General features: G+C 67.2%; 8 protein-coding genes. All 8 read right to left on the bottom strand.

Annotated elements, in window-relative coordinates; all coding sequences use genetic code 11:
- Positions 1–2: 2 nt before the first annotated feature.
- Complete coding sequence (tssG, locus tag Q8L25_RS11910; protein WP_308925019.1) at positions 3–1,097, bottom strand: type VI secretion system baseplate subunit TssG; 1,095 nt, start codon at positions 1,095–1,097, stop codon at positions 3–5.
- Entirely contained in the window at positions 1,085–2,830 is a 1,746-nt protein-coding gene (gene tssF / locus Q8L25_RS11905; protein WP_308925018.1) for a type VI secretion system baseplate subunit TssF, read from the bottom strand. Before tssF ends, tssG begins: the two co-directional genes overlap by 13 nt.
- A 28-nt stretch (positions 2,831–2,858) precedes the next feature.
- Positions 2,859–3,317, bottom strand: a complete 459-nt coding sequence (gene tssE, locus Q8L25_RS11900) for a type VI secretion system baseplate subunit TssE (RefSeq protein WP_308925017.1) — start codon at positions 3,315–3,317, stop codon at positions 2,859–2,861.
- A gap of 66 nt (positions 3,318–3,383) precedes the next feature.
- Positions 3,384–3,869 carry a type VI secretion system tube protein Hcp gene (locus Q8L25_RS11895; RefSeq protein WP_308925016.1) on the bottom strand — a complete coding sequence of 162 codons (486 nt, stop codon included), beginning with the start codon at positions 3,867–3,869 and terminating at the stop codon, positions 3,384–3,386.
- Positions 3,870–3,960: 91 nt separating this feature from the next.
- A complete protein-coding gene (gene tssC / locus Q8L25_RS11890) occupies positions 3,961–5,457 on the bottom strand; it encodes a type VI secretion system contractile sheath large subunit (protein WP_308925015.1) in 1,497 nt (498 codons plus the stop codon).
- Between the two features lie 46 nt (positions 5,458–5,503).
- Entirely contained in the window at positions 5,504–6,046 is a 543-nt protein-coding gene (tssB, locus tag Q8L25_RS11885) for a type VI secretion system contractile sheath small subunit (protein ID WP_308925014.1), read from the bottom strand.
- A 373-nt stretch (positions 6,047–6,419) separates the two neighbouring features.
- Entirely contained in the window at positions 6,420–12,299 is a 5,880-nt protein-coding gene (locus tag Q8L25_RS11880) for a hypothetical protein (protein ID WP_308925013.1), read from the bottom strand.
- Positions 12,300–12,944 (bottom strand): hypothetical protein, encoded by a 645-nt coding sequence (locus Q8L25_RS11875; protein ID WP_308925012.1) that lies wholly within the window; start codon positions 12,942–12,944, stop codon positions 12,300–12,302. It abuts the gene before it with no gap.
- Between the last annotated feature and the right edge of the window lie 132 nt (positions 12,945–13,076).

The following is a 13,076-nucleotide window of genomic DNA, read 5'->3' as shown; positions in this document are numbered from 1 at the left end:
CGTCAGGTACTTTCTGTAGCGTTGGCGGACAGGCGGAAACGTGGTTGCTGGTACACCACGCCGGCCGGGCGCGGCGCGTCGCCGGGGCTGCACAGCCAGGCGCTCAGGCCCAGCCGCGGCGCCAGCGTGGCCGCCGTGATGGCCGTCACCGGCGCCGCCGTAGCGGTTGCGGGCGCGGCCAGGCGGGTCATTGGCCGCACCGCCAGCTGCAGCTTGAGCTCGACATCGAGGTCGCTTTGCAAGTGGCGCGCCACCAGCCAGTGCAGCAGGCCATGCGTCTTGCCGCCCTTGAGCAGGGCCGCAAATTGCGGCGGCGCCAGCGGCGGCGCGTCCAGCGCCAGGCCGGCGCCCTGGTCCCAGGCGCGCGCGCCCAGGCTGGCGCCCATGCCCAGCCCGGCCAGGCGGCCGGCCGGCTTGCCCTGGCTGTGCAGGCGGGCGCGGTCCTGCAGCGCCAGCGCATGCCAGCCGCCGACGAATTGCTTGCCGGTGAAATGGATGCCGAGGCGGTCGCGCACCACCGCCAGCAGCGAGGTCATCGAACGCGGCGCGGCGCCCTGCACGGCGGCGTGGCGCAGCCAGGCCTGTTCGCCGTGCGGGCCGCGCGCGCCGGCCTGGTCGGCGTCGTCCGCGGTGCGTCCCAGGCTGGCCAGCGCATCGAGGCAGCGCACCAGCGGCGCGCTGGCAAGGTCGCCGCCGGCCAGCGCCGGATGGTGCTTGCGCCGGCTGCGGTACAGAAAGGCCAGCAGGCGCTGGTTGAAGATATCGAGGAATTCCAGCCCGGCCGGGTCGCGCAGGCGGCGCCGTTCGAGCAGCATTTCGGTGTACGGCATCGGCAGCGGACCATGCGCGCCGGCCAGCGACAGCACCGTCGAGGCCAGGGTCAGCGGCGGGCCGGGCCGGCCGCTGTCCTCCAGCGCCGCCAGGTCGCTGGGCGCAAAACCCATGCCGATCTGCGCCACCAGGCGCACGCTTTCATCGAGTCCGACCGAGGTGCCCAGCGCGGCGCGCGCCGGTTCGCCGCGCTCGAGGATGCTGAGCGCCTGGAACAGGTTGAAGGTCTGCGGCGCCTGGCGCAGCTGCTCGATCAGATCAGGCATTGTCGTCCACTCATGGCCGGCCATTGCATCCACGGCTCGCCATTGCGCCAGACCGCCAGGCGCACGAAGGAATTGGCCGAGGTGTACAGGGCGAAAAAGCGCGACAGCACGCCGGCCAGCACCAGCGGCGAGGTGCCGACAAATGCGTCGGCGTCGAATTCGAGCACGATGTCGGTGCCACGACAATGGCCGCGCCAGGTATCGCGGCCCACGCGGGTGGTGGCCGGCGTGGCCAGCAGGCTTTTCACGCCGCGCACCTGGCCCTGGTCGCGCGCGGTTTCGCCGGCGAACAGCATCAGCATCTGCTGCAGCGTCTGCACGCCGGTGCTGCCGTCGACCAGCGAACGGTGATTCAGGCGCAGCAGCGACACCAGCGACCACAAGGCCTTGGCCTCGAGCACCGGCGCGCGCTGCATGCTGGGCTGGTACAGCGCGCGGATATCGGTCGACGACGACATGCCCTCGCCGTAGAAGCGCGTGCCCGGCCCGATCTGCTCGGCCAGGTTGCGGTTGGTGCACAGCAGCTGGGCGTACACCACCGGCTCGCCCGGATCGGCGCGCACATTGCCGCGGTCGACGAAACTCAGATACACGTCGCTGCCGTTGATGCCTTTGCGCAGGCTCATCTCGCGGCGCAGCGACCAGAACACGTCGTCGGCCGCGCCACCGGCGTCCGGTTCCGATTCGGCGAACATGCTGGGAATGACGCGGGCGCGCTCGGTGCGCTGGTCCGACAGCGTGACCGACAGCACCGAATGGACTTCCATCATGCTGTCGCGCTGGTAGTCGGGGATCAACAGGTATTCATACTGGCGCCGGTCCAGGCGCAGCGGTTCGCTGGTCACCTTGAACAGGTTCACGGCCGGCACGCAGCCGAGGCGGAAGGTGTCGGCGCTCAATTGCGCCAGCACGCGCGCGCTGCGGTTGAACACGAAGCGCAGCGAAAAGCCGGCGCCGGCGCCCAGGCGGCCGCGCAAGCCCCTCAGGTCGAAAAACTGGAATTTGCGGGGAAACGCAAAATACTCCTGCAGCAGGGCGTAAGCCGGATGGGCGTGCGCCGGCTGCGCCAGGATCGCCTGGTCTTCGTCGAAGCCCACCTCGACCAGGCTGTCGGGACCGAAGCGATGCACGCCGCCGCCACCGGGCAGCAATTCGATGCATTCGAGTTCGCTGATCAGCAGTTCATGCAGCGGCATGGTGGTCAGCAGGTCGCCGGCCAGGTGCAGGCGCAAGGTAGCCAGTTCGAGTTCGGCCACGTCGACCCCGGCGTCGCAGCGCAGGTCGAGGCGCAAGGTGCGCGTGTCTTCAAGCTTGATGGCGGCCACCGACAGCGGCCACAGGGTGGTGTCCCAGGCGACCTGGAAGCGGCAGTTTTCGCCGCTGGCGGCGGTGGTCGACAAGGTCGTGCCGCGCGCCACCGGCATGCCGGCCATGACCTTGCCCTGCGACGCATCGAGGCGCATCTGCACCACCGTCATGGCCGGCACGGGCTGGGTCAGGCTGGGGCACAGATTGTCCAGCATGGCCGAGGCGACGGCGGGAAAATCGCGGTCGAGGTCGCGGTGCACGCGGGCCGTCAAAAAGGCCACCGATTCGATCAGGCGTTCGGTATGCGGATCGGCCGACTCGTCGCCGCTCAGCACCAGGCGCTGCGCCACCTTCGGGTAGCGCGCGGCGAAGTCGGCGGACTGGGTGCGCAGGTAATCGAGTTCGCGCCGATAGTATTCCAGCATGTCGTCGCTCAAGGCAGCACCGGACCTTTCACGCGGCCAGCGCCTGCAACGCGGCCGAGCGGGCGTCGACGGCGACATCGAAATTGACGCGGCACAGCTGGCTGCCCAGCTTCACCACGGCGCTGATGTCGGCGTGCGCGGCATGCGGCTTGTGCGGATCGGGACGCAGCACCACCTTCACATGCGACAGGCGCGGTTCGAAGCGCGCCAGGCAGCGCTCCAGGACGGCCGTCCACAAGTCGAGATCCTGTTCCGAGCGGGCCGACAGGGCTTGCATGTCGGGCAGGCCGAACGGCAGCAGCGCGGGTTCGGCCTGGAGGTAGTCGTGTATCGACAGGGCGTTGCGGATATTGAACAAGCGCAGCAGGTCGAGTTGCAGCGATTGCTGCAAGCCGCCGCCGTCGAGCAGCCTGCCATCGGCCGAAGCGGACATGCCGGTGAGTCGGTCAAACAGCGGAACGAGCGACGCGGTGATGGCTTTGGACATAATTCGGAGCAATCAGAAAGAGAGAGGGGCCAACCATGGCGGCGCCGCCAGGCGGCCGCCTCGACATCAATCCGATTTCATCGTCTCCAGGTTCCAGTTCCAGGTGCCGGTGCCCTTGGCGGTCGAATCCGACTGCTGCTGGGTGAAGTCGCACTTGATCTTGGTAAAGGAGATCGAGAAGGAGTCGCTTGGAATGCCGCCACCGCCCGAGGTGCTGATATTGGAAATCATGGCGTGCGTCATCGAGTAGACGAAAAAGCCCATGTACTTGCCATTTTCAACCCGGCCCACGTACAGGGTGGCGGTACCGATCTTGCTGCCCTGGGTACAAGCCTTGTACATTTCCGTGGTGGCCAGGTCGGCCATCTTCGAAAACGACATTTCCGAAAACACCGGACGGCCGGCGGTACGCTCGGTGTTGGCCGAGTCCATTTGCAGGGGAATCGATGCGCCGTGCGAATACGAATGGACGATGATCTTGCCCACATAGCCGACCACCTGGCAGTTGCCGATGATCGAAGGACCTAAGTCCAGAATAAGTACGTCAGACATTTACTGGCTCCAAATTTGATAAACAACGCCGGCGGCCATGCCAGCTGCCGGCGTTGAGGGGACGTCAGGTTGAACGCGGACCGGCCAGCCGTCAGCCGACCGACGCCGGCAGTTCGGCAACCAGGCGGATCGAGGTGGTCAGCTCTTCCATCTGGAAGTGCGGACGCAGGAACACGGTGGCCGAATACACGCCAGGCTTGCCCGGCACTTCGGTGACATCGACACGTCCTTCGGCCAGCGGGAAGCGGGCTTTTTCACCTTGCGTCGCATTCGGGCTGAGCAGCACATACGAACTGAGCCATTCGCCGAGGTAGCTTTCCACGCCCTGGCGGGTCTGGAAGCTGCCGACCTTGTCGCGCATCATCACCTTGATGTAGTGCGCGAAGCGCGACGCGGCCAGCACATACGGCAGGCGCGACGACAGCGCCGCGTTGGCGTTGGCCGTGTCGAGGTTGTACACCTTCGGCTTGTTGACCGTCTGGCCACCGAAGAAGGCGGCGAAGTCGGTACCCTTGGCGTTGACGGCGGCGATGAAACCGAGGTCGTTCAATTCCTTTTCGCGGCGGTCGGTGATCGACACCTCGGTCGGGCACTTGAGCACGACGTCGCCTTCATCGGTCTTGTAGGTGTGCGCCGTCATGCCGGCAATCTTGCCGCCGCCTTCGACACCGCGGATCGCCGTGGTCCAGTTGTACTTGGCGTAGGCGTCGGTGATGCGCAGGCCCAGCTGGTAGGCCGAGTTGGCCCACAGGTATTTGCCATGATCGCGGCCGTCGACGTCTTCCTCGAAGCTGAAGTTTTCGACCGGTACCGTCTTGGCGCCGTACGGCAGGCGTGCCGCGTAGCGTGGCAGCACCATGGCGACATAACGCGAGTCTTCCGAATCGCGGAAGCTGCGCCAGGAGGCCATTTCAGCGCTTTCGAAGATCTTCGACAGATCGCGCGGCACACCCAGGTCGGTGAACTCGGTCATGTCGAACAGCGACGGTGCGGCGGCGGTGATCAGTGGCGCATGGGCTGCGGCGGCCACTTTCGACAGGCGTTCGAGCAAGGCGATGTCTTGCGGATCGCGGCCAAAATAGTAGTCGCCGATCAGCAGCGAGTACGGATGGCCGCCGAAGGTGCCGTATTCTTCTTCGTAGAGCTTCTTGAACAGGACGCTCATGTCGTGGTCGACAGCGCCTTCCAGGTCTTTCAGCAGCTCTTTCTTCGACACGTTCAGCAGGCGCAGCTTGAGATTGGTGCCGGTTTCGGTGCCGTGTACCATGTCGTGCAGGCCGCGCCACGAGCCTTCCAGCTTCTGGAAGTCAGGATGGTGCATCAGCGCGTTGAGCTGGTCGCTGAGGATCTTGTCGATCTCGGCGATGCGCTCGTTGATCATCGCGACGACGCCCTTGTTCGGCGCCGTCTTCATGCCTTCGTCCAGCACCTGGGTCGCGAATTGTCCCAGCAGTTTTTTTGCGTATGCGTCTTGCGATGGCTCGATTGCCATCTTGCCTTCCTGGACGATACGGTCCAGCAGGCTCAGCTCGCCGGCGGACTCGACGGACTTGCCGGCACCGCCTTTGGCGGATTGATTGGTGGCCATGATTTAGCTCTCTGTAAACGAATTGAGGGAAGCGTGCAGCACGCTATCAGGAAGGCGCCACTTCAGCTTCAGGCTCGCTTGACGCCGCCGGAGCTGTCGCACCTGCTCCCTGGCCCTTGAGCGTCTTGAGCTCCTCTGTATTCTGGATGATGTTTTCCAGCAGGGAGTCGAGCTCATCGTTTCCGTCGAGCTTGCCAAGCAGGTCACGCAATTGCTGGCGCACTTCCAGCAATTTGGCCAGACGCGGCACTTGCGCAACGATTGCTTCAGGATGGAAATGTTCGAAGGAGGTGAAGTTCAGTTCCACCTTGAGATTGCCCTGGCCCTTGTAGGTGTCCGGAACGGACAGATCAAGGCGGGGAGCAATATTACTCATGACTTCGTTGAAGTTTTCGCCGTCAATTTCGATCAGGCGACGCGATTTGAGTTTCGCTGGAGGCACCAAAGGCTGGCCGGAAAGATCTGCCAACAAGCCTACAACCAATGGCAATTCTTTCTTTTCGCTGGCATCGCCAATTTCGACATCGTACGTGATTTGCACACGAGGTGGACGATTACGTCCTACCCATTTTTGTAAGCTGCCTGACATTCACACCCTCACATGGTGACTAGTGGCGGGCGGGGCGAAAAATCAACAAAACACCGCAAAACAGGCATCACGCCCGCCGTGCCGCGACTTTGCAGGCCCCGCAACGGTATCAATCGATATTTCTTCCAACAACCAAATAATGATAAATGGAAAAACTAATTTTGAACAAGTTTATTTGCACTCGATCAATAAACTTATCGAAATTGTTCTTTTGCGACTTAGATACGACACATGCCTGCCGAATGGAAGAAAAAGCTTGCGTGATACGAATCAGTTGCATTAGAAAAACAAGAATAACGGCAAAGCATGCGGCCTGCCAGCCTGCCGGCAGACTCTTCACATAACTTTACACAGCACCGTTTCAGGGGCGGCATCAGTCCGGGCTATCGAGCTTGCCCAGCACCTTGCGGCTGACCTTGGAGAGATATCTGGCGCGCCAGCCGGCCAGATCCCAGGGCACCTCGGCGCCCCCGCGCCAGCTGGTCCGAACCACTGGCTGGCCGGCCGGCGCGGCGACGGCATCGCCTGGCAGGACGGACGGCTGCGGCGCGGGCGGCAGCTGCGGCCCGTATTCCATCTGCAGACCGTACTCCATCTGCGATCCGTCCCCCATCTGCGGCCCATGCTCCAACTGCGGCGCGGCCGGCGGCGTGCCGCGCCAGTCGCCGGCATGCGCCGTTCGCGGCGCCTGGGCCGAAGCTGGCGCCGCATCGCCATGGCGCGCGCCATGCGGATCGACATGCGGTGGCGCCACCGGGGCTGCCGCAGCCGGCAACCCGGCGTGGCCGGCGCCGATATCGGCATCGGCATCGGTGGACGCGGCAGTGCTTGCCGGAGCGGCGGTGCCTGGCACGCCACCGCCCGCCGCCAGGGCGGCGCTGGCGTGGGCAGTGTCGCTGGCGGTATCGGTCGTGGTATCGGTCCCGGTTTCGGTTCCGGCATCGGTTCTTGTATCGGTCACTGCAGGCGTGCCGGCCTCGCTTGCTGGCGCCGCCGCGGAGCCGGTGGCGCTGGCGCTGGCGTTGGTGCTGGCCTCGCCCGCCTCGCTGGCGGCGGCGTGCCCATCCTTGTTCGCCGTACCGGCCTCGCTTGTCTCGCTTGTCTCGCTTGTCTCGCCTGTCTCGCTGGCGGCGGCGGGATGGGCGTCGTGGGCGTCGTGCGCATCGGCGGTGGCGGCAACAGTATCAGCAGCATCGGCCGTGGCGGCTTTGGCCGCGTCCTCAGCTTCTTGTCCTTGCTTGCCAGTATTTGCGTCCGTATCGGCGGGGGCGGAAGAGGACGGCTGCGCACCGGCATGTTCCTCGCTGGCGGCGGCGCCCGGTTGCGCGGCGTCGCTGCCGCCCTGGGCGCCCTCGCCACCATCGGCGGCGGCAGCGGCGCCGCCCTCTTCGGCAGCCGCGCCATTCGCAGTAGCCGATGTGGCTGGCGCCCCATTGCCAGCCACATCGGCGCTGGAGCCGTCGCCATTATCGGCGCTGCCTGATTCGGCGGCCGCCTCATCGGCAGCGGCGGACGGTGCCGCCGCGTCAGCGCCCGCGCCCGCGCCGGCATCCGTCGCGGCGGCAGCAGGGCCAGTGGCGGGATTGGCTGGATTGGCGGCGTTGCCCGGGCCTTCGGCTGGCGCACCGCCTTCGGTGCCGCTTCCCTCGGCGGCCGAGGCATCGGCAGCGGCAGCGGCGGACGGCGTGGCCGCGCCAGCGCCAGCCGTGGCGGAACCATCGGTCTTTTCAGCGGCGGCGCTGTCGTCCTGTCCACCACCGGCGGCCTCCTCGGCCTTCCCGGCTCCCTGCGCTCCAGCTGCGGCGCTGTCGCCTTGCGCGCCATCATCAGCCTTCGCACCCGCGTCGGTTTCAGGTGCCGGTGCATCTGCATCGGCATTGGCGGCGCCGGCATCGTCCCCAGCGGTCGCGGCAGCCTGATTGGCGGCAGCATCATCCTGGGCGCCGGCGCTGTCCGTACCTGTAGTGCCACCATCCGTTGCAGCGGCGCCGGTGCCGGTGCCGGAGTCAGCCTCGGTTGCGGTTGCGGTTTCGGCTCCAGCGTTAGCATCGGCATCGGCCACGCCCGTTTCGGCACCGGCTTGCGCGGCAGCGTTCTCTTCTTGCGGCGCACTGTCGGCGCCCGCGTCCGCCGCACCGGCGGCATCCGGGGTGGCGCCGGCGCCCTGCCCTTCATTGACGGCGGCCGGTGGCGGCGTAGCGTCATTGTCCTGCGCCGCATCGGCTTGTGCACTCTCTCCTTGCGCATCCTCACCTTGCGCATCACCCGCTTGCGCTTCATCGGCGGCGGGCTTGGCGACTGCGGCATCATCCGCCCCGCCATTGACGGCGGCATCGCCTGCTGTGCCATCACCGGCTGCGTTCCGGCTGGCGCCGGCATCGGCATCGCCACCGGCCGGATTCGCGCCGGCGCCATCGTCTTGCGCACCCTCTCCCGTGCTGGCGCTGGCATCGGCACCGGCACCGGCACCGGCATCATCACCAGTGCTGGCCTTGCCAGCGTCCCCTTCCATGACGCCAGCGCCAGTGGCGGACAGATCGGCGATACCGCCGGCGGCGACCGCCAGGGCGGCCATGTCGGCATCGCCGCCTGCCGGCACGGCGGCGGCGTCCGCGGCGACGGCGCCCAGGCCAGCCCTGGATGCCGCAAGCGCGGCGGCCAGGACGGCGGCATTGGCGGGCATGTCGTCGTCGGCGGCGTCTTGCGTCAGTGGCGCGTTGCTGTCGGCGTCGCCACGGGCCAGCGCCGGCACGTCCGGCGCCGTGACGGGCGCCACTTCGGCGGCCCGATCCGCAGCTGGCGTGCCCTCATCGCGCGCAGCAAAGCCGGCGTCGCCGGCTGGTGGCGCATCGTCGCCGGACCGCGCACCATCCTGGCCGGTATCGCCGACAACAGGCGTGGCGGCATCAGCGGGCTCACCATCGCCTTGTCCGGCGCGCACAGGTGCTTCAGCGCCGGTGTCGGTATCCGTGTTCGCATTGCCGGCGGCGTCGCCGGCTTGCACGCTGGGCGGCACAGTGCCATCGGCGCCGGCGCCGGCATCGCTTGCGGCACCGCTGCCGGCGTCACCGGAGCCTTCATTGCCGGCAGCGGCATCGCCTGCCGCCGCATCGCCGCGCGCCTGCGTGTTGTCGTCCGAGGCATTCGTGGCGCTGTCGGCGCTGCGATTGCCTTGCGCGCCGTCTGCACCAGGATTGCCGGTGGCGTCCGCCGCATTATTGTTGACCTGATTGGCACCGCCTGTGCCTGGCACGCCATCATTGCCCGCGCCAGCGTCGGCATCGGCGGCATTGGCGGCATTGGCGGCATTGGCATTATTGGCGCCGCTTTCGGCGCCCGCATTGCCGGCACTGCCGCCAGCGGCGGCCTGCGCTCCTGCTCCTGCAGCGGCGGCGGCGGCATCCGCCTGCTCGCCGGTTTGCTGCGCATCGGCCGCCGTCGAGGTACCACCAAATTTCACCACTTCGGCATCGACGATGGCCTCGGCCTTGACCGCTTCGGCACGCGCCACATTCACTTGCGCCTGCACGCCCTCGACCTGCGCCATGGCCTGCGCGATGCCCGCTTGCGCTTCGTCCTTCCAGGCCGTGGTCTGGCTCAGGGCCTGGTCGGCGGCGGCGCCGACGCTGCTGTCGCAGCTGGCGATTTCCACCAGCAGCGCCTGCTCGGATTGTTTGGCCTGTTCGGCCAACGCCGTGGCCTGGTCGGCTTGCGACTGCAGCTCGGCCAGCGCCGGCTCGCTGGCGGCCGGATCGGGCACCGACACCGTCTCGGACTCGGACTTGGCTTCGTCGAGCGTGCCCGACATGCTGGCCAGCGCCGCATCGGCTTGGTCGGCAACGCCTTGCGCATCGCTTTGCATGCCATCGAACGAGGCGCGCACCTGCGCTTCCGGCGATTCGCCGTCCTCGATGCTGTCATGCCGGGCTTGCGCGCCGGCGCTGGCGTCGTTCGACGCCGTTTCAAGCTGTTGCACCGACTGCAGGGCCTGCGCCGCCTTGCCTTTGACGTCGTCCAGCAAATCGCTGGCCGCCTGCTGCGCCTGGGTGCGCCAGCCATCGACCCGGGCCGCGATATCGCCGGCCTGCCGCACCTGTTCGCCCGCCTGTTGAAAAGTGGCGGCGACATCGTCGTAAAACTGGACGAACGGCGCCAGCTGGCCGGCCGCGTCGCGGATACGCAGGCGCTGGATCGCCTGGCAGGCCTGGTCGACGTACGACAGGGCCTGGTCGGCCGCCTGCCGCACTTGCTGGCGCGCCACGCCACTGACCGACGTGAGCTGGTCCTGCGCCGTTTGCAAGGTGCCGTGCAAGGCCTGCACCGGCTGGCGCGCCATGTCGCGCGCGCTGGCGATGGCGTCGGCGAGCGTTTGCAAGCCGTCCTGCGCCAGGGTCGCCGCCTTGCCCACCTGCACCTTGCCGGTTTCAAGCACCTGCCTGAGCGGCGCGCCGGCCGCGTTCAGCTGGGCTTCCAGCGGCGCGAACGTACGGTCCAGCAAATCGGACAATTCCTGGCGCAAGCGCTGCACCAGCGCTTCGCACTGCAGTTGCGACAGGCACTGGTCGACGGCGGCGCGCACCTTGTCGAGCACCGCATGGGCCGCCGTACAGGCTTTTTCGACCTGCTCCTGCAGCAACGGCGGCACCGCCTCGGCGGCGGTCGCCACCTGCAGCAGCGCCATCTGCATCTGTTCCAGCAGCGCCAGCAAGGCATCGATCGCCACTTGCAGCTGCGCCAGCGCCTGGTCCAGCAAGGGATTGAGCGACTCGACCAGGCCGATCGCCTGGTCCATCAGGCCGGTCGCCTGCGTGCCGGCGGTGGCGACCACGGTGCGCGCGCTGGCGATCGCCGTTTTTACCGGCGGGATCATCGCCTGCAGGCCGACGAACAGCGTCCTGGCCAGCATCAGGCCAGGCGCCTTCATCATGTAACGGGTGCAGATCTCGATCGCGCTGGCGCACAGGGCGGCGGCCTGGTCGAGTTCATTGTCGGCCAGGCTCAGGGCGCTGTTGGCCTCGCCGACGAACGGCGGGATCTGGTTCTTGACGCCGACCAGCATGGCGACGGCGTCGGCGATGGCACTGCGCACCGGCGCAAATTGTTCCGGCAGCGCGCGCAGGGCGATCTTGGCGTTTTCCGCCTCGTCGTCCAGTTCGCGCAACAGCTGCAGCACCTTCGCCACTTCCTGGCGGATCACCTCGACCACGCCGCGCAGCGCTTCGGTGATGATATCGACGCGCGCATCGAGGCCGTCGAGCGGCACGCGCGCCTTGGCGACCATGGCGTCGACGCTGGCGGCGGCCTCGGCCAGCTTGCCGATCACCACGTCGACCTGGGCGCGCGCGGTGGCCAGCGGCTGCATCAGGATGTCCCCCAGCCGGTCGACCTGGGCGCAGCCCTCGTCGAACAGGCGGTCGCATGCCTGGGCCTCGTCGGCCAGCGCGGCGCGCACCTCGCCGATCCAGTCGATCTGCGCCTGCAGCGGCGCCAGCAGGGCCTCGGCCTTCTGGTCGACCAGGCTGGACACGCCGGCGATCGCGTCGACCACCTGCATGGTTGCGTCCTGCAGCGTGGCGTCGAGGTCGACCACATTGCCGTCCAGGGTATCGCGCAATGCCTGCACCTTGGCCAGCGCGTCCGCCTGCAGCTGCTCGGCCTGTTGCACCAGTGTTTCGGTCAGCGCTGCACCGGCACCGGCGCCGCCCTGCAGCAGCGCCAGGCTTTGCAGCTGCGCCGACAAGGGCAGCAGGTCGCGCCCGTATTGCTCGACCATCGCGCCGCTGCGCGTGGCCAGGTCGGCCAGCGCCGCGCCGCGCGACGGCAGGCTGTCGACAAATTGCAGCTGGGCGCCGAAGTCGGGCACCAGATCGGCCAGCTCGGGCAGCAGCGTGCTCATCGACTGAACCGCGTCGCCGGCCGCGTCGACCACTTTCTGCGCGCCGGCCGCCTGCTCCAGCAGGCGCTGCGGAATCTCGACCGCGTCGCTGGCCAGCTTGCGCAGGTCGGCGGCCGCCGTTTCCAGCACGCCGATGCAGCAATCGAGGATGGGCTGCGGATCGAGCAGCGCCGGGATCGCCTTCATCTGTTCGGCCACGGCCAGCATGTCGGTCTTCAGCGATTCGGCGCAGGCGCTCACTTCGCTGACAAAATTGTTGCCCTGCTCCAGCATGGTATCGCCAGCCGTTTGCACGGCGGCGGCGATGCGTACCGGACTTTGCGGCAAGACCTCGAGGGCGTGCTCGATCACTTTCATTTATAACGCTCCGAGGGTGGTGGTGGCCTGGCTGGTGGCGCTGGCAAGCGCCGTCCTGATCGCCGCCACCCGCGTAGGCGCCGGGTCCAGCGACAGCGAAGCCGAGCTGACGCTGGCGATGGCGCCCTTGACCTGCGCCAGCGATTGATTCAGTTCAGGCAGCACTTGCGCGCCTTCGATGCGGATGTCTTCCAGTACCGGCAACAGGTCGGGCGCCACCGGCAAGGAAGGCAAGGCGGACAGCGCCGGCAGCGCGGAAATGGCGGCGGCCGACAGCGCGGCCGAGGCCGGCGCCACCAGGCGGCCGGGCATGGCTTGCCGGCTGATTTCCTCGAGCACCACCACGGCGCCGCTGACCAGGCGCCCGGCCAGCGCATGCATCCAGCCGTCGGGCCCGCCATGCGCGCTGGCCAGCGATGGGCCGGAGCGCTGCAAGACCCATTTCAGTTCGGCGCGCGCGGCCGGTTCGCCGGCCCAGAAGCGCAGATAGCCGAACGCCTCGGTGCTTGATCCGAAGCGGCGCCGCGAACCCGAAGCCGACCCTTGCCCACCGCCTTGCAATAATGCTTGTCCGACCTGGCCACCTGATTCGTAGAACGTGACGCGCCCCGAATGGCGCCAGAGACTGGCCAGAGGATGCAGCATGGTCTACCCAGGGAAATAATGTCGGCCGACAATATCATGTGGCACGGGATAAGGCAAACGACAAGAAAAACAGACGGTTTGACAACACCAGGCGATAACAAAGCGTCATCCTCTCTTTCCGTGATTGCATGA

Origin of the sequence: Janthinobacterium sp. J1-1 (genome assembly GCF_030944405.1) — a bacterium.
Lineage (GTDB): Bacteria > Pseudomonadota > Gammaproteobacteria > Burkholderiales > Burkholderiaceae_D > Janthinobacterium.
Note: the sequence above shows the minus strand (reverse complement) of the source record. Positions and strands in the feature narration are given on the sequence as shown.

Bases quoted from the DNA above. Each gene is read 5' to 3' on its own strand.
- tssC (WP_308925015.1), bottom strand. From the start codon at position 5,457: ATGGCCACCAATCAATCCGCCAAAGGCGGTGCCGGCAAGTCCGTCGAG.
- tssG (WP_308925019.1), bottom strand. From the start codon at position 1,097: ATGCCTGATCTGATCGAGCAGCTGCGCCAGGCGCCGCAGACCTTCAAC.
- tssB (WP_308925014.1), bottom strand. From the start codon at position 6,046: ATGTCAGGCAGCTTACAAAAATGGGTAGGACGTAATCGTCCACCTCGT.
- Q8L25_RS11875 (WP_308925012.1), bottom strand. From the start codon at position 12,944: ATGCTGCATCCTCTGGCCAGTCTCTGGCGCCATTCGGGGCGCGTCACG.
- tssF (WP_308925018.1), bottom strand. From the start codon at position 2,830: ATGCTGGAATACTATCGGCGCGAACTCGATTACCTGCGCACCCAGTCC.
- Q8L25_RS11880 (WP_308925013.1), bottom strand. From the start codon at position 12,299: ATGAAAGTGATCGAGCACGCCCTCGAGGTCTTGCCGCAAAGTCCGGTA.
- tssE (WP_308925017.1), bottom strand. From the start codon at position 3,317: ATGTCCAAAGCCATCACCGCGTCGCTCGTTCCGCTGTTTGACCGACTC.
- Q8L25_RS11895 (WP_308925016.1), bottom strand. From the start codon at position 3,869: ATGTCTGACGTACTTATTCTGGACTTAGGTCCTTCGATCATCGGCAAC.